The 19,292-nt window shown below is 67.2% G+C and carries 17 protein-coding genes; 6 read left to right on the top strand and 11 right to left on the bottom strand.

What is annotated here, in order from left to right:
• Window positions 1-13: 13 nt before the first annotated feature.
• From DAT37_RS11375 to DAT37_RS11355, 5 genes are all read right to left on the bottom strand, one after another.
• Window positions 14-649 (bottom strand): hypothetical protein, encoded by a 636-nt coding sequence (locus tag DAT37_RS11375; protein WP_109524711.1) that lies wholly within the window; start codon window positions 647-649, stop codon window positions 14-16.
• On the bottom strand, window positions 646-1,575 hold the full coding sequence (locus DAT37_RS11370) for an NAD(P)-dependent oxidoreductase (RefSeq protein WP_109524710.1): 930 nt from the start codon (window positions 1,573-1,575) through the stop codon (window positions 646-648). Before DAT37_RS11370 ends, DAT37_RS11375 begins: the two co-directional genes overlap by 4 nt.
• Window positions 1,576-1,585: 10 nt before the next feature.
• Window positions 1,586-1,966 carry a carboxymuconolactone decarboxylase family protein gene (locus tag DAT37_RS11365; protein ID WP_109524709.1) on the bottom strand — a complete coding sequence of 127 codons (381 nt, stop codon included), beginning with the start codon at window positions 1,964-1,966 and terminating at the stop codon, window positions 1,586-1,588.
• Between the two features lie 36 nt (window positions 1,967-2,002).
• Entirely contained in the window at window positions 2,003-2,809 is an 807-nt protein-coding gene (locus DAT37_RS11360; RefSeq protein WP_109524807.1) for a TauD/TfdA dioxygenase family protein, read from the bottom strand.
• A gap of 216 nt (window positions 2,810-3,025) precedes the next feature.
• Window positions 3,026-4,474 (bottom strand): aldehyde dehydrogenase family protein, encoded by a 1,449-nt coding sequence (locus DAT37_RS11355; RefSeq protein WP_232839679.1) that lies wholly within the window; start codon window positions 4,472-4,474, stop codon window positions 3,026-3,028.
• Between the two features lie 182 nt (window positions 4,475-4,656).
• On the opposite strand from DAT37_RS11355, the gene DAT37_RS11350 reads away from it, so the two are divergent.
• From DAT37_RS11350 to DAT37_RS11330, 5 genes are all read left to right on the top strand, one after another.
• Window positions 4,657-5,847: a CaiB/BaiF CoA transferase family protein gene (locus DAT37_RS11350; protein WP_232839678.1), complete on the top strand. Its 1,191-nt coding sequence runs from the start codon at window positions 4,657-4,659 to the stop codon at window positions 5,845-5,847.
• A gap of 24 nt (window positions 5,848-5,871) precedes the next feature.
• Window positions 5,872-7,050 (top strand): acyl-CoA dehydrogenase family protein, encoded by a 1,179-nt coding sequence (locus DAT37_RS11345; RefSeq protein WP_109524707.1) that lies wholly within the window; start codon window positions 5,872-5,874, stop codon window positions 7,048-7,050.
• A gap of 46 nt (window positions 7,051-7,096) precedes the next feature.
• Window positions 7,097-7,843: a GntR family transcriptional regulator gene (locus DAT37_RS11340; protein ID WP_109524805.1), complete on the top strand. Its 747-nt coding sequence runs from the start codon at window positions 7,097-7,099 to the stop codon at window positions 7,841-7,843.
• Window positions 7,844-8,995: 1,152 nt separating this feature from the next.
• On the top strand, window positions 8,996-10,768 hold the full coding sequence (locus DAT37_RS11335) for an acyl-CoA dehydrogenase family protein (RefSeq protein WP_157978418.1): 1,773 nt from the start codon (window positions 8,996-8,998) through the stop codon (window positions 10,766-10,768).
• A gap of 253 nt (window positions 10,769-11,021) precedes the next feature.
• On the top strand, window positions 11,022-12,269 hold the full coding sequence (locus DAT37_RS11330; protein ID WP_232839677.1) for a cytochrome P450: 1,248 nt from the start codon (window positions 11,022-11,024) through the stop codon (window positions 12,267-12,269).
• 76 nt (window positions 12,270-12,345) lie between these two features.
• On the opposite strand, the gene DAT37_RS11325 is transcribed toward DAT37_RS11330, so the two are convergent.
• The 5 genes from DAT37_RS11325 to DAT37_RS11305 all read right to left on the bottom strand — a co-directional run bounded on the left by DAT37_RS11325 (window position 12,346) and on the right by DAT37_RS11305 (window position 17,346).
• A complete protein-coding gene (locus DAT37_RS11325; RefSeq protein WP_109524705.1) occupies window positions 12,346-14,733 on the bottom strand; it encodes an ATP-binding cassette domain-containing protein in 2,388 nt (795 codons plus the stop codon).
• A 130-nt stretch (window positions 14,734-14,863) separates the two neighbouring features.
• Window positions 14,864-15,274 (bottom strand): VOC family protein, encoded by a 411-nt coding sequence (locus tag DAT37_RS11320; protein ID WP_109524704.1) that lies wholly within the window; start codon window positions 15,272-15,274, stop codon window positions 14,864-14,866.
• Between the two features lie 17 nt (window positions 15,275-15,291).
• On the bottom strand, window positions 15,292-15,729 hold the full coding sequence (locus tag DAT37_RS11315) for a helix-turn-helix transcriptional regulator (protein ID WP_109524703.1): 438 nt from the start codon (window positions 15,727-15,729) through the stop codon (window positions 15,292-15,294).
• Between the two features lie 61 nt (window positions 15,730-15,790).
• Window positions 15,791-16,270 (bottom strand): carboxymuconolactone decarboxylase family protein, encoded by a 480-nt coding sequence (locus DAT37_RS11310; RefSeq protein WP_109524702.1) that lies wholly within the window; start codon window positions 16,268-16,270, stop codon window positions 15,791-15,793.
• Window positions 16,267-17,346 carry an NAD(P)H-dependent amine dehydrogenase family protein gene (locus tag DAT37_RS11305; protein WP_109524701.1) on the bottom strand — a complete coding sequence of 360 codons (1,080 nt, stop codon included), beginning with the start codon at window positions 17,344-17,346 and terminating at the stop codon, window positions 16,267-16,269. The genes DAT37_RS11310 and DAT37_RS11305 overlap by 4 nt, the downstream gene beginning before the upstream one ends.
• 281 nt (window positions 17,347-17,627) lie before the next feature.
• On the opposite strand from DAT37_RS11305, the gene DAT37_RS11300 reads away from it, so the two are divergent.
• Window positions 17,628-18,629, top strand: a complete 1,002-nt coding sequence (locus DAT37_RS11300; protein WP_109524700.1) for a tetratricopeptide repeat protein — start codon at window positions 17,628-17,630, stop codon at window positions 18,627-18,629.
• Here the strand turns inward: DAT37_RS11300 and DAT37_RS11295 are convergent.
• A complete protein-coding gene (locus tag DAT37_RS11295) occupies window positions 18,614-19,180 on the bottom strand; it encodes an NADAR family protein (RefSeq protein ID WP_109524699.1) in 567 nt (188 codons plus the stop codon). The two genes, DAT37_RS11300 and DAT37_RS11295, sit on opposite strands and share 16 nt — an antisense overlap.
• Between the last annotated feature and the right edge of the window lie 112 nt (window positions 19,181-19,292).

Below are 19,292 nucleotides of genomic sequence, written 5' to 3'. Positions count from 1 at the left end.
CGACCGTGCTCGGCTACCGCGGCGCGCGAGCGCCATCCGCGCGCGCCCCTCCGATGAACGAGACCGGCGCGGGCGGGGTCAGGCCGATCGGCACGGTGGACTCCACGGCACGACGGCGGAACCCCTCGATACCGCTCACCGAATCGTGCGCGCAGTGGGCCGCGTGCAGCGCGTGGGTCTTGAATGCCTGTGCGGCGCCGCTGAGTCGGTGCTGGACCGATTCGATCTCGTGGTCGGACCCGACAGGCCACGGGTCGCCCCACAGGACCAATTCGGTGGGACCGGCATCGATCGTCTCGAGCATCGCGTCGCGCAGCCGATCGTCTCGCTCGTAGAGTTCGGCCGCCACCACCGCGACATGCGGCCACGGACTGCGGCCCGGACGCGCCAACGCCGACTCCAGGTCGAGAACGTCGGTGCCGAGAATGTCGAGCGCTCGCGCGTCGGTGTCGTCGGCGACGAGAACGGTGACATCCCAACCGTTGAGCACCAGGTCGACGGTCAGACCGCCCGCGTGCCGCACGACATCCTCGACACTGGTCCCGAGGACGGCGAGGCGATAGTTGCAGGCGCGCAGCCGAGCTCGCCTGCGCGCGGCGGCGACACGGTCGGCGCGCACGTCGGCGGCGAGTGCGGATCGGATGGTCATGACTGCCCCGCTCGTGTTGTCGCGTCGTCGCGATCCTGCGCGCGGGCGCCGACCGTGACACCCGCGGCGGCTTCGATCGGTTTGACGACCGCGGTGAAATCCGAATCCGGACCGGTTTCGGTGAGCGCCACCTCCCAGACGCGTCCGACGGCGTCGGCGATATCCATCGACAATCCCATCGACGCGGCCTCGGCCAGACACAGGCGGACGTCCTTGACCATCAGGCCGGTCGCGAAACCGAAGTCGAAGGTCCGAGGCAGGACCGCGCGCGGGAATTTGTCCCGGCTGGCGTGGGTGGCGCCGGATCCGGCGTTGAAGACCTCGATCATGACGGCCGGGTCCAGGCCCGCTTTGACACCCATGACCACGGCCTCCGACGTCGCCGCCAAGGTCGTCGCGGCCAGCAGATTGTTGGCCAGTTTCATGGTCTGCGCCGCACCGGGGCGCTCGCCGATGAAGAACACCGTGCCGAGCACGTCGAGGACCGGGCGGGCCCCGTCCACCTCGGCGGCGGGTCCGGACACCATCAGTGCCAGTGTGCCTTTTCGCGCCCCGCCGACACCGCCGCTGACCGGGCAGTCGATCCGGGCGATGCCGCGCTCGGCGAGGCGGGTGTCGATGTCGGCGGCGGTCTGCGCGCCGACGGTGGACAGGTCGATCAGGCGGCGGACCCGCTGTCCGTCGATGATCCCGTCGGCGCCGGTCGCGACAGCCGATGCCGCCGCGAGCGAGGGCAGGCTCGTCATGACCGTCTCGACGCGGTCGGCGATCTCCTTGGGCGAGTTCGCGGCCCGTGCGCCCAGTGCCACGAACTCCTCGACGGCCGCGGGGCGGGTGTCGTAGACGAGGAGTTGGTGTCCGGCGTCGAGTAGGCGCCGCGCCATCGGCGCGCCCATATTGCCCAGTCCGATGAATCCGATCTCCACGATGTCGTCCTCAGTTCTCGTCGAGTTCGGCGAAGACCTCGCCCGCGATGCGGAAGCTGTCCACGGCGGCCGGAACCCCGGCGTAGATCGCGACCTGCAGGAAGATCTCGCGGATCTGTTCGCGGGTCACCCCGTTGGTGAGCGCGCCCCGGATGTGGGTGCGTAATTCGGTGGGCCGGTTGAGAATCGGGATCATCGCGAGATTGAGCATGCTACGGATCTCGCGCGGCAGCTCGTCGCGTCCCCACACCGCGCCCCAGCAGTACTCGGTGACCAGGTCCTGCAACGGTCCGCTGAAATCGTCGGCCGCCGCGAGCGCCTTGTCGACATAGGCGTCGCCGACCACGGCCCGCCGGATCGCCAGTCCGTCGTCATACCTCGCCTGATCCATCGCTGTCCTTGCCTTTCGGGTGGGTGGTCGCCGGGATCACGCCCACGGTTCCTCTCCGGCGATGGTGGTGCGCTGCATGGTGCGTTCGGAGGCGGGGTCGTACGGCAGCGCGCGATGCAGCATGCCGGTGTTGTCCCAGACCACGACGTCGCCGACCTGCCAGTCGTGGGTGTAGCAGAACCGTTCCTGGGTCGCCCAGGCCAGCAATTCGTCCAGCAGCGCGCGGCTGCTCTCGGGGTCCATGCCGACGATGTGGTCCGCGGTCGCGCCGATGGCCAGCGAGTGCCGCCCGTCGCGACGTTTCCACACCAGCGAGGTCTCGTGCGTCGGCACCGAGCGCAGACCCGCGAGCCGGCGTTCGGTGGGTTCGGGATCGACGAGTCTCTGCGCCGCCTCGAAGCTGTGCACCACACGCAGGCCCTCGTAGCGTTTGCGTTCGTGGTCGGGCAGGTTCTCGTAGGCGGCGTAGGTGTTGGCGAATTCGGTGCCGCCTCCGACCATCGCGACGTGGCGCGCGGTCAGCACGGTGGCCTTGGCGGGCACATCGTTGGTGGTGTCGTCGATATGCCAGTGGAACGTGCCCTTGAGATATTCCGCGTTCGGGTTCTTCGACCGGTCCAGCGAGACGGTGAAGATCTCCTTGCCGCCGGGGGCGAGCACCGTGCCCAGCGCGCGACTGAACGCCAGTTGGGCGTCGTCGTCGAGGTGCAGGCCGCGAATCAGCAGCACGCCACGCCATTTCAGCGCCTCGAGGCATCGGGTGACCACCGTGGGCTCGAGCAGATCGTCGACGCCGAGGACCTCGACTCCCAGGCCGGGGGACAGTGCGATGGTCTCGATCACGAATTTTCCTTCCGCGGTGGGACGAGGGCGGCACTCCCGGCGTTCCTCGGGCGCGAGCTGTCGGTCCGAGGATGTGGCGGGGGTGCCGAGCCGGGGCGTCGACCGCGGGGCCGCGCGTGCGCCACCGGCTGTGAATGGCATTCTTACTGATGAGAGGAGCATATCCGGCCGACGCCGATTATGTAAACGATTGCGGATATTTAATCTCCGGCGAGATCAGAGTCTGACGATCACCGTCTTGGTCTGGGTGTAGGCGTCCAGCGCCTCGTACCCCTTCTCGCGTCCGTATCCGGACTTCTTGAACCCGCCGAAGGGCAACTCGACTCCCCCGCCCGCACCGTAGGTGTTGACATAGATCTGCCCCGCGTGGATGTCGGCGGCCAGCCGATGCGCGCGCGACAGGTCCCGCGTCCAGATCGCGCCGAGCAGCGCGTACTCGGTGCCGTTCGCCAAGGCCACCGCCTCCTCCTCGGTGTCGAAGGCGGTCGCCACCAGGACCGGGCCGAAGATCTCTCGCTGGGCGATCTCGGAACGCGGATCGACACCGTCGACGAGGGTCGGCGCGAAGTAGGCGCCCTCGCGCAGAGACTCCTCGTCCGGGGCGGACCCACCGACGACGATCTCGCCTTGGGTCAGACCGTCGAGGAAGGCCGCGACCCTGGCCTGCTGCTTACGTGAGACCAGTGGGCCCAGATCCCTGTCGGCGAGTCCGGGGCCGATACCGACCTCGGCGAACCGCGCCGCCACCCGCGAGATCACCTCGTCGTGCACGGAGGTGTGCACCAGCAGCCGCGATCCCGCCGAACAGGTCTGGCCCGCGTTCTGCAGGATCGCCTTGGTCAGGAAGGTCGCCGCCACCTCCAGATCCGCGTCGGGGAACACGATCTGCGCGGATTTGCCGCCCAGTTCCAGCACGGCGGGCACGACCCGATCGGCCGCGGCGTGCGCGATCAGCGACCCGATCTCGGTGGAGCCGACGAATCCGATGTGGTCGACGTCCTCGTGCGCGGCCAGCGCCGCCCCGGCTTCGGCGCCGATCCCCGGGACCACACCGAGCACCCCGGCGGGCAGACCGGCCTCGGTGGCCAGTCGCGCGAGGGCGATCGCCGTGCGCGGCGTCTCATCTGCCGGTTTGACCACGGCGCAGTTACCGGTCGCGATGGCGGGCGCGACCGCGCGGGCCATCAGTTGCATCGGATAGTTCCAGGCCACGATATGGCCGGTCACGCCGAACGGTTCGCGGCGGGTGTAGGCGTGCAGGTCCGGTTCGAGGGGGATCGCGAGGCCGTGGTAGGCGTCGATGGCGTGGCCGTAGAAACGGAAGTAGCGGGCGCAGACCGTCGCGTCGGCGCGGGCCTGACTCAGCGGCTTGCCCGTGTCCTCGCTTTCCAGCCGTGCGAGTATCTCCGCGTCGCGTTCGATCAGATCCGCGATCCGGGTCAGCAGTCGCGCCCTGGTCTCCGGGGAGGTCAGTCGCCAGTTCCGCTGTGCCGCGCGGGCGGCGGCCACGGCCGCGTCGACCTGTTCGGGACCGCATCGGGCGACCGGTCCCAGCGACCGGCCGGTCGAGGGATCGATGTTGTCGTAGGTGTCGGACACGGGGAAGTCCTGCCCGTTCAGGTATGCAGGAAGTATCTGCACCACGGTGTTCTCCTCACCCGCCACGATATTTGTGTGGCCATTAAGCGAAACATACGGCTCTGTCGTCACGGCGGAATTCAAGCCGGTGAGCGCACCACAATATGCGCCCGCTCAAGGCCATCGGTCAAGCAGGCGGGGTCGGGGATGCGCCGATCAACAATTGGCCGTACATTATCGGGCGTTCGGTATCGGCGGAAAGGAAACCTGTGACCGCATCGGCCCGCCCTCCCCTGGAGGGCATCACCGTGGTGAGCCTGGAACAGGCGGTGGCCGCCCCCTTCGCGACCCGTCAACTCGCCGACCTCGGCGCCCGCGTCATCAAGATCGAACGCCCGGAAGTCGGAGACTTCGCCCGCCGCTACGACGAGAGCGTGCTCGGCCAATCCAGCTACTTCGTCTGGCTCAACCGCTCCAAGGAATCCCTGACGCTGGACCTGAAATCCGATCGCGGCCGCGAGATCCTCGAACGCCTGGTCGCCGGTGCCGACGTGCTCGTGCAGAATCTCGGCCCCGGCGCGACGGCCAGGCTCGGGCTCGACGCCGACTCGCTCGCCCGGCGCTACCCGGACCTGATCGTCTGCGATATCTCCGGATACGGCAGCGGCGGGTCCTCGACCGACCGCAAAGCCTACGACCTGCTCGTCCAGGCCGAAACCGGACTGCTGTCACTGACCGGCCCGCCCGAGACACCGGCCAAGGTCGGCATCTCCGTCGCCGATATCGCCGCCGGAATGTACGCCTACTCCGGCGTCCTCACCGCCCTGCTGCACCGCCTGCGCACCGGCGTCGCCACACCGGTGCGGGTCTCCCTGTTCGACGCGCTGACCGAATGGATGGGCTCGCCGCTGTACTACACCGACAACAGCGGAAACCAGCCCGCCCGCTTCGGCGCCGAACACGCGACGGTCGCGCCCTACGGCCCCTTCGACACCGCCGACGGCACCGTCCTGCTCGCCATCCAGAACGAACGCGAATGGGCCGCCTTCTGCACCGAAGTGCTCGAGGATCCCGCCCTGGCCACCGACGCGCGTTTCGCGACCAATTCCGCGCGTGTGGCCCACCGTGCCGAATGCAACGCCCTGATCACCGCCCGACTCTCGACACTGACGACCGCGCAGACCTATGCCCTGCTCGACCGGACCGGTGTGGCCAACGCGCAGATGAATTCCGTGGCCGAATTCCTCGACCACCCCGCCCTGGTCGAACGCGACCGCTGGCGCGAGATCCAGACCCCGGCCGGACCGATCCGCGCACCCCTGCCGCCCGCGATCCTGGGCGGTGTGCCCGCGGTGATGGGACCGATTCCCGATGTCGGCGCGCACACCACCGACATCCTGGCCGAACTCGGCTACACCGACGCCGACATCGCGCGGCTGCGCGCGGACCGAACCATCTGACCCATCCGAACGGAGATCACGACGATGACCGCTCTCACCGACGAGGAACTGTTCCTCGTCACCACCGTCCGCCAGTTCGTCGACCGCGAGGTGAAACCCGTCGTCGCCGAACTCGAACGCGCCAACGAATACCCCGAGGCGCTGATCGAGCACATGAAGCGGATCGGCATCTACGGACTGGCGATTCCCGAGGAATACGGCGGGGCCTCGGTGTCGATGCCGTGCTACGTGCACGTCACCGAGGAATTGGCGCGCGGCTGGATGAGCTTGGCCGGTGCGATGGGCGGGCACACGGTGGTCGCGAAACTATTGCTGGCCTTCGGCACCGAGGAACAGAAGCGCCGGTACCTGCCGCGCATGGCGACCGGGGAGATCCGCGCCACCATGGCGTTGACCGAACCGTCGGGCGGATCGGATCTCCAGGCCATGACCACCGTCGCGCGCCGCGACGGCGACCGGTACGTCGTCAACGGATCCAAGACCTGGATCAGCAATGCCCGCCGCTCCGGGCTGATCGCCCTGCTGTGCAAGACCGACCCGGCCGCGGTCCCCCGGCACACCGGCATGTCGATCCTGCTCGTCGAACACGGGCCCGGCCTCACCGTATCCCGAGACCTGCCCAAACTCGGCTACAAGGGGGTCGAGAGCTGCGAGTTGTCGTTCCAGGACTACCGCATCGGCCTCGACAGCGTGCTCGGCGGCGAGGAAGGACGCGGCTTCGCCCAGATGATGAAGGGGCTCGAGACCGGCCGCATCCAGGTCGCCGCCCGCGCGCTGGGCGTGGCCCGCGCCGCCCTGGAGGACTCGCTCGAATACGCCAAGGGGCGTGAGAGTTTCGGCGTGCCGATCTGGAAACATCAGGCCGTCGGCAGCCAACTCGCCGATATGGCAACCAAACTCGCGGCCGCCAGGCAGTTGACCCTCGCCGCCGCCGACCGATTCGACGCCGGGCAGCGCTGCGACATGGAAGCGGGAATGGCCAAACTGTTCGCCTCCGAAGCGGCCATGGAGATCGCCCTGTCCGCCATCCGCATCCACGGCGGTCACGGCTATTCCACCGAATTCTCCGTCGAGCGGTACTTCCGTGACGCGCCGCTGATGATCGTCGGGGAGGGCACCAACGAGATCCAGCGCAATGTCATCGCCGCGCAACTCGTCGAGCGTGGCGTCGAACCGATCCAACGGGTGCGCCCCGCAGGATGATCCGCGCCGAATCGCCGCCGAACCCGCTGGTAGGATGGCCGCCACCATGACCGTGAAGCGCAGCGACACCGCGCCGGCCTACCAGCTCGTGGCCAGTGAGCTACGCACCCGGATCAGCGCGGGCGAATTCCCCGACGGCGTCCGCCTGCCCACCGAAGCCGAACTGGCCCAGCAGTACCGGCTCAGCAGGCAGACGATCCGACGGGCCTTCGTCGACCTCGTCGCCGAGGGCATCGTCTACCGGGTGCCCGGCCGCGGCAGTTTCGCCGCCGCCGACAGCGGACGCTACCTGCGCAGGCTCGGCTCCATCGAAGACCTGATGAGCCTGTCGCTGGACACGGTCATGCAGATCGTCACCCCCATGCGGCGCCGGGTCGACATCGACGCGGCGAGCCGACTGCGGCTGGACTCCGACATCCAGTACTCACTGACCTTCCGCCGCCTGCACGACGAGGTCCCCTTCGTCCTCACCTCCCTGCACCTGACACCCCACAGCGCGAAACTGCTCGCCGAGGTCCCCGAACTCCAGGCGGGCGCGGTGAGCACCGCCACCGTCATCGGCCTGCTCGACCCACGCCTGGCCAGCCCGATCGCCGAAGCCGAACAGTCCATCACCGTCGCCCCGGCCAACGCCGAGGTCGCCGACGCGCTCGGCTGCCCCGTCGGACATCCCATGCTGCGCGTCGACCGGCTCTACTCCAACGATCTGGGCGAACCGGTCGAACTGTCGATCAGCCATTTTCTGCCCGAGCACTACACGTATCGGGTCACCCTGGGCCGCGACAACCGCTGACACCGCTCTATCGGTGCGGGACAGTGGATCTCGCCGCTGCCGCCCTCGACGACGACCGGATCGTGCCCGGGACGTGCTGCCCCGTCGAATGGTTCGAACTGCATGACTCGTGCGCGATGGGTATGATCTCAACCCGGCAGCCCGAAAATACTTCGGCTGTCGGAACGATCGGTCGGATTCCTCGGGTGCGGTGACGGATTCGGCCGCGCAGGCAATGAGCAGGGGAGTTCGACAATGTGTGATTCCGAGTCGGGAAGCGTTGTGATGCGCGCTTCCACCGTCCTCTCAGCAAGCGCCGCTGCCCGATTCGGGTAGGCGCGGCAGCGCGACTCGACGATCGCGTTCGAGCGTCGCGCTCTCCACGCCAGGCACTTTCGGCCGATAACCACGATTTCCCGTACTACCCGGACGACCCATCCTCGGTCGCTCCGGTGATGGCGCACTCAGCGCGCGCCCCGGGGATCGCTGGAAGGTGGGTGATGACCCGACGGCACCGGCCCCGCACGCCCGCATCCGGCGGGCGACCTCAATCGCCACGGCGATACCGGATGACCCGTAATTGTCCCCCCGCGACAGATCATGTGCTATCGGCGATCACCGTTCATCGACATTCGATGCCGGGTAATCGCGATTCGCCCACAATCGCGAAGCGGGCATTTCGGCGTGCTCGCGAACATTCGCGCATAGTCCGAAATATGTTCTCACAGTTGCGTTTTCATTCATGCTTGCTACCATCTGAGAAGAACTTCTCTGTTCCTGGCATATTCGGGGCAAAGGGTTCGAGGGGTCGATCTCGCCGCCGTCGAGGAACCGACGACGCGTAGAAGGTGGTGATGGATTCGCACGCGAACGCGAGTGATCTCGGGGACATTCCGTCCGCGTCCCACCCATCCCGACCGCATGTGGCCCGCACCACGCGGTTTCCGCATACCGATGGCCCGGGGTAGCGGAACGAAATCTCACCACAGGGTATGTGGTGCAACGACTCTCGACGGGTGATCGTCCGGCTCCTCCGTCCCGATACCGGCTGCGAACCGCGTGCCAGCGCGGCGACCGCCGAGTCCGGGTGCATCGAGGTTCGGCGGCGATAGTCCAGTCATGCCCGACGGCCGATCCGTGGCCGCTGGGTTCGGAAACAAGTAGGAGGCGACCATGCTAACGCACGGATCCGACGGACGCACATCATTGGCCGATATCTTTCGGCACGGCGACAGACAGTTTCACCAACAGCTGCAAAAGGTTCTGATCAACCCGGACTTCGCCGTCACGGAGAAACAGAGCCAGGAACAGCGGCGGAAGAACGCCTACGACCAGCTTCGCAATCTGGTCGCGGAGATCGGTAGCACTCGCGATGTCGCGACCGATCTGCCCGAACTCTTCGCGGTCTTCGACTGGTCCGCGATTCTGGCGACCGATCTGATTCCGCTCATCTCCGGTCACTACAACCTGGCTTCGGGAAGCCTCGCCACGCTGACCGATTCCGATTCCGCCGCACCGTATCTCCAGGATCTGGACGACGCGTCGAGCATCGGAGTCATGCTGCTCACCGAATACGGATGCGGCTCCAATATCGGCTTCATGCAGACCACCGCGACCTGGGACGGTGCCGGGTTCGTGCTCGACACCCCGAGCCCGCGAGCGCGCAAATTCATGCCGAGCGTGGGTATTCCGGTCGCCCGGGTCTGCGTCATCGGCGCGCGGTTCATCGACGCGGCGGGCATCGACCAAGGCGTGCACCTGTTCACGGCACGACTACGCGACGCCAACGGTGACCCGTGCCCCGGCGTGACGATCACCCAACTCGACCATCAGCCGTTGGTCATCATGGACAACTCGGTCATCGGTTTCGACAAACTGCGCGTCGATCGCAGCGCCTGGCTGAGCAACGATCTGGCCACCATCGACGACGAGGGTGTGCTGACCTGGCGCGACGAGAGCAGCAGGAAACGCTCGTTCGCCTCGGCGATCAGCCAGCTCACCGTGGGCCGACTGGCGCTCTCGTCGTGCCTGAACGCCTCGGCACGCGCGTCGCTCTACATCGCGTTGCGCTACGCGGCCAAGCGACTGGTGCCGTTGACACCCGTCGACAGCCCGTTCATGGTCGAGATTCCACACGTGCGCGACACCCTGCTCACCGATCTCGCGGGCACCATCGCCCGCACCGTGTACGGCAACGAGATCAAGACCCGCCTCGCAAGCAGCGATCTCACCGATCGCGACACCGTCGTCTCGGTGATGCTGGCCAAGCATTTCATTCAGCCGCACGCGTTGGAGACCGTCACGCACTGTCGCATCAAGATGGGCGCACAGGGCATGTTCAGCGCCAACCGCGTCGCCGACTATCTCGGCGTCTGCCACGCGGCGATCACCGGCGAAGGCGACTGCCACGTACTCGGCTCCGTGGCGGGACGGGTACTGGCCAGGCAACTCGCGGGTACCCCGCCGCCCGCACCGACCCTGCACGATCCCGCCGACGCCGGCGACCGCGCGCGCCTGCTCGACGCCCGCACTCTGACCATCGCGCAGGAGGCCCAGCGGCATCTGGCCACGTCCGCGCTCGCCGATCGGTTGGCGATCATTCCGGAGGCGATCGGCCTCTCCGAAGCGTACTGCGCCGCGGAAGCGCTGCGATTGCTCGACGAACGTGCCGACGATCATGTCGAGATCGCTGCCGCCCGTGACGTTTTCGCGTTGCAGTACCTCGATCGACATGCCGCGTGGTACCTCACCCGAGGTCTGCTCGACATCGCCGCTGTCGCCACGATCGAGCAGCAGCTGCGTCGGGCCGTCGACAACCTCGCCGACAACCTGCCCGCGGTGCTGGAAGCGTTCGATTTCGACGACGAAATCCTCGGCGCTCCGGTGCTTTCCGATGATCTGCCCGCCGCGTGGGACTCCCGAATCAAGGACACGCGCGGCCTCTGATCGGGTACCAGCATCCGGGCAGGTCGCCTCGGGGCGGACGACCTGTCCGAACGCGGGGCCGCCGAAGCCTGTGTCGCCGTTGCGAAGTCCTGTCGCGGCGGCGTCCGGGCGGTGGACGGCACGCCGGAAAAATCACACGCCGATCATCGGCGACGGACTCTCTCGGTACCGAACAACACGCGGCAACCCGACAGCCTTCGCGCAGGCCTCGTCGCGGGTACTATGCTGCCGCAACCGATATCAAGGAGACCACGTGTATCCGCAGCACACGCATCAGGGTGCTACTGCCGAATCAATCTCGCCGATCGAGGTCGATGGACCTCGAATCCCCATCTACAGCGCCGAGTTCGCGGCCGATCCCCACGGGGCCTACCGGCGGATGCGTCGCGACTACGGACCGCTGGTGCCCGTCGAGATGTGGCCGGGGGTACCGGCCACCCTGGTCATCAACTATCGGACCGCCGTCCGCATCCTCAACGACTCCGACCGATTTCCCGCCGATCCCAGCACCTGGCAGAAGACCGTGCCCGCCGATATCCCGATCATGCCGATGGTCGAATACCGGCCGAACGCGATCCGGACCAGCGGTGAGAAGCACACCCGCTATCGCAAAGCCATCAGTGACGCCCTGACCGGGATCGATCTGAACTCCCTGCGTGCCATGGTGGAGCGATCAGCCATCCCGATCGTCAACACATTCTGCCGCGACGGCAGTGCCGACATCTTGAACCAGTACGCTCTGCCGCTGGTCTTCTCCGTCTTCTGCCAGGTACTCGGATGTCCGCCGGAGATCGGCGCGCGGGTCGCGGAGGCCAGCGCGGCGATGTTCGATGGCGTCGACACCGAGACGGTCAATGCGATCATGGGCAGCGCGTTGACCGACCTCACGCTGCTCAAGCGCGAGCATCCCGGCGACGATGTCGCCACCAGGCTGATCCAGGATCCGGCGGGACTGACCGACGAGGAGATGGTCCATCAGCTGGTGCTGCTGTTCGCGGCCGGTGTGGAACCGCCGGTGAATCTCATCGCCAACACACTGCTGCTGATGCTCACCGACTCCCGCTTCGGAGACGGCAACAGCCTGCACGTCTCCACCAAGACCGCCATCGACGAGCGGCTGGCGACCGACCCGCCGATGGCGAACTACTGCATCACCTATCCGCGGCAACCGATCCTGATCGAGGATACGTGGCTGCCCGCCGATCAGCCGGTCATCATCAGCATGGCCGCGTGCAATACCGACCCGGAGATGAACACGGGCGAATTCCTGGACAACGGATGGAATCTCGCGTTCAGCACCGGTGATCACGCCTGCCCCGTGCAAGCCCGCCCGTACGGATTGTTGCTCGCCCAGGACGTCATCGACCAACTCCTGGACACCCTCCCGGAAATACGACTCGCGGTCCCCAAGGATCAGTTGATCTGGCGTCCCGGACCATTCCACCGCGCCCTGACGACGCTGCCGGTCGTATTCCCTCCGTCCGCTCCGCTTACTTTCTGACGCACCGGAACCGCTGCGCGCCCCGATGATCGGCGACCGGGCCACATCCCGGTCGCCGATCATCGCGACCGTCGGATCACCCGCCGATATAGGCCGCCAAGTGCTTGCCGGTGAGCGTGGTGTGATCGGCGACCAGATCGGCGGGCGTGCCTTCGAAGACCACACGTCCGCCGTCGTGGCCCGCTCCCGGTCCGAGGTCGATGATCCAGTCGGCGTGGGCCATGACGGCCTGGTGGTGTTCGACCACGATCACCGATTTGCCGGAATCGACGATGCGGTCGAGCAGGCCGAGCAGCTGTTCGACGTCGGCCAGGTGCAGGCCGGTGGTCGGTTCGTCCAGGACGTAGATGCCGCCCTTCTCGCCGAGATGGGTGGCGAGCTTGAGGCGTTGGCGTTCGCCGCCGGACAGGGTGGTGAGCGGCTGGCCGAGGGTGAGGTAGCCGAGGCCGACGTCGGCGAGGCGCTCGAGGATCTTGTGGGCGGCCGGGATCGCGGTGTCGCCGGGGCCGAAGAATTCCGCGGCCTGGGCCACCGACATCGCGAGCACTTCGCTGATGTCGCGGTCACCGAGCCGGTACTCGAGGACCGAGGCGTCGAACCGTTTGCCCTCGCATTCCTCGCAGACACTCGAGACGCCCGCCATCATCGCCAGATCGGTGTAGATGACGCCCGCGCCGTTGCACGCCGGGCACGCGCCTTCCGAATTCGCGCTGAACAGTGCGGGTTTGACGCCGTTGACCTTGGCGAACGCCTTGCGGATCGGGTCGAGCATGCCGGTGTAGGTGGCCGGGTTGCTGCGCCGTGAGCCGCGGATCGCGGTCTGGTCGATCGAGACGACGTCATCGCCCGCCGGGATCGATCCGTGCACCAGCGAACTCTTTCCCGAGCCCGCGACACCGGTGACGACCACGAGTACGCCGAGTGGAATGTCGACGTCGACCTTGCGCAGGTTGTTGGCCGACGCGCCGCGGATCTTCAGCGCACCGGTCGATTCGCGCACCGTCGACTTGATGGCGGCACGGTCGTCGAAATGGCGGCCGGTGATGGTGTCGCTGGCGCGCAGACCGTCGACGGTGCCTTCGAAACAGACGGTGCCGCCGCCGGTTCCGGCGCCGGGGCCCAGATCGACGATGTGGTCGGCGATCACGATCGTCTCCGGCTTGTGCTCGACCACCAGCACGGTGTTGCCCTTGTCACGCAGGCGCAGCAGCAGGTCGTTCATCCGCTGGATATCGTGCGGGTGCAGACCGGCGGTCGGTTCGTCGAAGACGTAGGTGATGTCGGTGAGCGAGGACCCCAGGTGCCGGATCATCTTGGTGCGCTGGGCTTCACCGCCGGACAGGGTGCCCGAGGGTCGGTCCAGCGACAGGTAGCCGAGTCCGATCTCCACGAACGAGTCCAGGGTGTGGCCCAACGTGGTCAGCAGCGGGGCGACCGAGGGTTCGTTCAGGCCGCGCACCCATTCGGCCAGATCGCTGATCTGCATGGCGCACGCGTCGGCGATGTTGACCTTGCCGATCTTGGAGGAGCGAGCTTCGGCGCTCAGGCGGGTGCCGTCGCATTCGGGGCAGGTGGTGAAGGTGATCGCCCGCTCGACGAAGGCGCGGATATGCGGTTGCAGCGCGTCGACGTCCTTGGACAGCATCGACTTCTGGATTTTCGGGATCAATCCCTCGTAGGTGAGGTTGATGCCGTCGACCTTGATCTTGGTCGGCTCCTTGTAGAGCAGGTCGTGCAGTTGCTTCTTGGTGAATTTGTTGATCGGCTTGTCCGCGTCGAAGAAACCGCAGCCGCTGAAGATTCGACCGAACCAGCCGTCGACGCTGTAACCGGGGATGGTCAACGCGCCGCCGTTGAGGGATTTGCTGTCGTCGTAGAGCTGGGTCAGGTCGAAATCGGTGACCGAGCCACGGCCCTCGCAGCGCGGACACATGCCGCCGGTTCTGCTGAACGTGGCCTTGACGGTCTTGCTGTTGCCCTTCTCGACGGTGATCGCGCCGCTGGCCCGCACCGACGGAGTGTTGAACGAGTACGCGCTCGGCGAGCCGATATGGGGTTTGCCCAGGCGGCTGAACAGGATGCGCAACAACGCGGTGGCGTCGGTGGCGGTGCCGACCGTGGACCGCGGATCCGAACCCATCCGCTCCTGGTCGACGATGATCGCCGTCGTGAGCCCGTCGAGCACGTCGACCTCGGGGCGGGCCAGTGTCGGCATGAAACCCTGCACGAACGCGCTGTAGGTCTCGTTGATCATCCGCTGCGATTCGGCGGCGATCGTGGCGAAGACCAGCGAACTCTTGCCGGAGCCGGAGACGCCGGTGAACACGGTGAGCCTGCGCTTGGGCAGTTCGACGCTGATGTCCTTCAGGTTGTTCACGCGCGCGCCGTGCACGCGGATCAGGTCGTGACTGTCGGCGAGATGGCGCTCGGGTGATTTCGCGCCGGACCTCGTGGCCGTGCTCATCGGGTCTCCCTCTGTTCGGCGGAGCACGGGTGCGTGCGTGCGTCCTCGTTCGGTGCGTTCGGTGGATTCCGGGCCGGTATTCCGGTCCGCGGTTCGAGCCGTGTGTGACCGGGACCGGTCGCCCGGTGGTTCAGTCCAACTGGTTGATGCGGATCAGATTGCCCGCGGGGTCGCGGAAGGCGCAGTCGCGCACACCGTAGGGCTGGTCGGTCGGTTCCTGCACGACTTCGGCACCGCTGGCCTGCACTTTGTCGAAGACGGTCTCGAGGTCGGTGGTGGCCAGGATGATGTGGCCGTAATTGCCCTTGGCCATCATCTCGGTGATGACGCGGCGCTCGTCCTCGGTGATACCGGGGTCGGCGGCCGGCGGGTGCAGCACGATCGAGGTCGCGGGCTGACCGACCGGGCCGACGGTGAGCCAGCGCAGACCGTTGTATCCGACATCGTTGCGCACCTCGAAGCCGAGGGTGTCGCGGTAGAACGCCAGGGCGGCGTCCGGATCGTCCTGCGGCAGGAAGCTCGAGTGAATGGTGATGTCCATGACAGTCAGGCTAATAGCTACCCGGTTACCGGTGCTTCTCGATTCCTGACCGGTCGTGTCACCTGTTTGGACACGCACGACGGCATTCCCGCAGTCTCGGCGGCGGCCTCGCGCCGGTAGGTGCTCGGCGGCACACCGACCAGTTCGGTGAAGCGGGTGCTGAAGGTGCCCAGCGACGAGCAGCCGACGGTGAAGCAGACCTCGGTGACGCTGAGATCGCCGCGGCGCAGCAGCGCCATCGCGCGCTCGATGCGGCGTGTCATCAGATAGGAGTACGGGGATTCGCCGTAGGCGCGGCGGAATTCGCGGCTGAGGTGGCCCGCCGACATGTTCTCGCCACGGGCCAGCGCCTCCACGTCGAGGGGTTTGTCGTACTCGCGGTCCATCCGGTCGCGGACGCGGCGCAGCCGGGCGAGCTCACGCAGATGATGAGCGGTCGCGGGAGTACTGGTCACCTGGAAAATCGTGCCATATCGGCACGGAGATGCCCAGTGGCGTTGTCCGGTGCGCGGCGGGTCAGTGGCCCGGCAGGACGCAGACGGTGTCGAGTCCGAGGACGTGGTTCAGACGCCCGAACGCTAGCCACGAGCCGATGCTCATACTCAGTTCGACGACTTCGGCCTGGGTGTAGTGGGCGAACATCCGCGCCCAGAATTCGTCGTCGAGATTGTGATGGTCGGTGGCGTAGCGTTCGGCGTACTCGGCGGCCAGGCGGGTGCGGTCGTCGAAGAGTTCGGTGGTCTTCCACTCGGTGACCGCGTCGGCGAATTCCGCCTCGACTTTCACCCCGTCGCGTTCGGTGCGCCAGTCCAGGCAGAAGACGCAGCCGTTGATCTGGGCGATCCGCAGCCGGGCGGCCTCGAATTCGCGCAGGCCAAGGGTCGAATGTTCGTAGACCGACAGCGAGAACGCCGAGGCGGCGATGCCGATGCCGGGAACCATTTCGCCCCAGACGTAACCGATCGGGTCTTTTCCCTCGGGCAGGTCGATGATCATCGGTACTTCCTTCCGAGTTTGCCGACTGCGGGCCGCAGCGGGACATCCAATGCGTCGTAGAGTCCGGGTTCGGCCGCCACGAGCCAGTCGATCGCGCCGACCAGCCTGCCCACGGCGGTGGCGTTGCCGCCCGCGGCGCGGTTGCCGCCCTCGTCGGTGGCTTCGACGCTGACCTCGATACGCGGCCTGCCCTCGATGATCACGCGGTGCGCGCCGTCGCCGTCGGGCGGTGTCGGCCAGTCCGGTGCGCAACTCGGGTGGATGCGGGTGACGTGTTCGATGACGATGCGGGGTTGTCCGTCGACGATTCCCTGGACCTCGAAACGCACCGCGCCCTGCGTGCCCGCGTCGAAGGCGCCCATGTGGGCGGTGTCGACGGTGGCGTCGAGTGCGCGTCGGTCGAGGGTTTCGCGGATGTCGTCGAGTTCGACGCCGAGTGCGCGTGCCATGAGCCGGATCTGCCCGCCCCACACCATGGTGGGTACCGACGGCAGCAGCATCGGCGGCTCGTAGTCCATCGGCTGGCCCATGCCGACGAGGTAGCGGACCGAATCGGGCTGGTCGTAGGTGGAGTAGTCGAAGATCTCCTGGCAGCGGATGACGTCGATGGTGCCCGCGAGTCCGCTGACGAGCAGCGGCAGCACGTCGTTGCCCCAGCCGGGGTCCACGCCGGAGACGAACAGCGACCCGCCGCCGTGCGCGATCGCGTCGAGAACGGGTTCGCGCAGTTCGGCGGGGGCGTTGACAGGATCGTAGAGGGCATACAGCGCGGGCGTGACCACGACCGCGCCCACGCGCAGGGCGCGCAGGATATCGGCGAGCGCGTCGTCGGGGCGGATATCGCCGGAGGCGGCGTAGACCACCGCGCCCGGGCCGGTCGCCAGCGCCGCGTCGATATCGGCGGTGGCGGCGACGCCGAGTGTCTCGTCGAGTCCGGCCAGCGCGCCCGCGTCGCGCCCGACCTTGCCCGGGTCGTGGACGAGGACGCCGGTGAGTTCCAGGGCCGGATGGGCATCCACGGCGCGGATGGCCGCTCGGCCCACGTTGCCGGTGCCCCAGACGAGCGTGGGGATCATCGAGCGAGCGTAGCAAGCGCTTGGTTTGTATTCGGCGATATGTCGGATCACCTTCCTGCGCTTACCGTTCGGACCGGCTCCGGCAGGTACGAACGCGTCCGCGCGACCGTTTCGAGGGCAACGGGAGAACTCTGTTTCATAACAGTCCCCGTCGCGCCCGGGAATAGGCGACCGATCGGCGCGCCGACTCGCACCACGGCGAGTACGTTGTACCCGCCGCACAGCGTCAACGGCGGGCGACGAGGAACGCGCAGAGATCGTGGAGAGGTGAGAAGCGACCGATGGACAAGTCGTATTCGCAGTGGCACACCCAGAATTCGACCAACAAGCCACCGCTCGCCGCCCTGTATCAGAGCGCGGAGCCGATCCGGTGGAGCGGCAGCATGATCTACCCGATGTTCACCGAGCGACTCGGACCTGCGCCCCTCGCCCTGACCCTGACCCTGCTGTCGGCGGCCCCGCCCGCCGGACTGCGCGGTCACGGCATGGCGCTCGCGGTGGTGAACGGGTTCGTCGACCTCGAGGGCAGGCAGACCGACAACGTCGACGTGTGGAGCACCGCCCTGCACGGCGGCGTCACCTTCGAACTCACCCCGACCGGGCCCGCCGCGACATTCACCCTCACTCCGGTATGGGTCGACGAACTCGGGATCAAGAAATCCTGGTCGGGCAACTACGGCATCCTCGTCGAGGACGTCCCCGACGGGCGAATCGCGCTGTGGTGCAGCATCGGTGAGGGACCGCCGAATTTCGCCAACCTGGTCGTCGGCTTCAGCACCGCACCCGTCCCCCGTTCGGAACCGGCCGCGCTACCCGAGCAACCGCATGCCCTACCCGAACCGCCGGAAACCCCGCGACCGCAGGATCAGGCGCCCCCGGTCTACCGGCTCGACGAACGCCGCGTCGAGGCCGCGCCCGTCCCGACCACGGAGCCGCCGCGCCCCGCCAACAGCCCCGAGGTCGGCTACCGCAACGCCCTCTACGACCTCGCCGAAGCGATGTACAACCGCGGCGAGGAGGACCAGGCGTGCGAACTGTGGCAACAGGCCGCGGCGGCGGGGCATCCGATCGCCGCCTACGACCTGGGCGTGGTGCGGTTACGGCGCGGAGATGTCGCCGGAGCCGAGAGTTGGTGGCGATCGGCCGCGCGACTGCGCGAACCGCGCGCCATGGCAGGTCTGGCCGAACTGCTCGCCAGGCAGGGCGATCACGCCGAAGCCGAGAGGTGGCGGGTCCACGCCGCCGAGGAGCGCGCCACACAATCGGGTCATTCGATGAGCTGAGCCTCCCGCAAGGCCGCACGAGCCCGCATCAGCGCGAAGCCGAGCAGGTTCAGGCCGCGCCAGCGCCGCGGATCCTCGGCGCGGACATCGTCGGCGGCCAACCCGATCCCCCAGATCCGATCCACCGGACTGGCCTCGACCAGAACCCGGTCCCCGGTGCCGAGCAGATATGCGCCCAACTCGGTGTGCTGAGCGAACTTCGCGGTACTTCCCGCCACCACGATCTCGAAACGATTTGCGTTCCAATGGTTCTCGTCGAAACCGCGAACCTCGCGCCCGAGATCCTTCGCCTGCTTCGGATGCCCCGCCGCCAATACCCGCTGCGCGGTCGCGGCGTCGTCGAACAGCATCGCCTTGCGCCACATCATGTAGTGCTCGGCGCTGGCGAAGGCAATGTCGTCCACCGTGAACTCCGCCTCCCACCACTGGCTCAGGCAACCCGGCCCCACGCCGCCGTCACGCGGGGGCCTGTGCCCCCAGAAGTGCAGATATTTCACGCGGTGCCCGGCCTCGATGATCTGGACCAGTTCGTCGACCGAACTCACATTCATGCTTGGCAGTCTGCCCGGGACAGCGCCGCATCGCATCAGGATTTCGACTGCCGAATCGGCACCGCGCGCAGAGCCATGCGCGCACTCGGTTCGGGGACAACACAATTCGGGT

The organism is Nocardia aurea (genome assembly GCF_003123685.1).
Lineage (GTDB): Bacteria > Actinomycetota > Actinomycetes > Mycobacteriales > Mycobacteriaceae > Nocardia > Nocardia aurea.
Note: the sequence above shows the minus strand (reverse complement) of the source record. Positions and strands in the feature narration are given on the sequence as shown.

Bases quoted from the DNA above. Each gene is read 5' to 3' on its own strand.
- DAT37_RS11345 (WP_109524707.1), top strand. From the start codon at position 5,872: ATGACCGCTCTCACCGACGAGGAACTGTTCCTCGTCACCACCGTCCGC.
- DAT37_RS11375 (WP_109524711.1), bottom strand. From the start codon at position 649: ATGACCATCCGATCCGCACTCGCCGCCGACGTGCGCGCCGACCGTGTC.
- DAT37_RS11335 (WP_157978418.1), top strand. From the start codon at position 8,996: ATGCTAACGCACGGATCCGACGGACGCACATCATTGGCCGATATCTTT.
- DAT37_RS11310 (WP_109524702.1), bottom strand. From the start codon at position 16,270: ATGATCATCGACCTGCCCGAGGGAAAAGACCCGATCGGTTACGTCTGG.
- DAT37_RS11320 (WP_109524704.1), bottom strand. From the start codon at position 15,274: ATGGACATCACCATTCACTCGAGCTTCCTGCCGCAGGACGATCCGGAC.
- DAT37_RS11365 (WP_109524709.1), bottom strand. From the start codon at position 1,966: ATGGATCAGGCGAGGTATGACGACGGACTGGCGATCCGGCGGGCCGTG.
- DAT37_RS11300 (WP_109524700.1), top strand. From the start codon at position 17,628: ATGGACAAGTCGTATTCGCAGTGGCACACCCAGAATTCGACCAACAAG.
- DAT37_RS11295 (WP_109524699.1), bottom strand. From the start codon at position 19,180: ATGAATGTGAGTTCGGTCGACGAACTGGTCCAGATCATCGAGGCCGGG.
- DAT37_RS11305 (WP_109524701.1), bottom strand. From the start codon at position 17,346: ATGATCCCCACGCTCGTCTGGGGCACCGGCAACGTGGGCCGAGCGGCC.
- DAT37_RS11325 (WP_109524705.1), bottom strand. From the start codon at position 14,733: ATGAGCACGGCCACGAGGTCCGGCGCGAAATCACCCGAGCGCCATCTC.
- DAT37_RS11340 (WP_109524805.1), top strand. From the start codon at position 7,097: ATGACCGTGAAGCGCAGCGACACCGCGCCGGCCTACCAGCTCGTGGCC.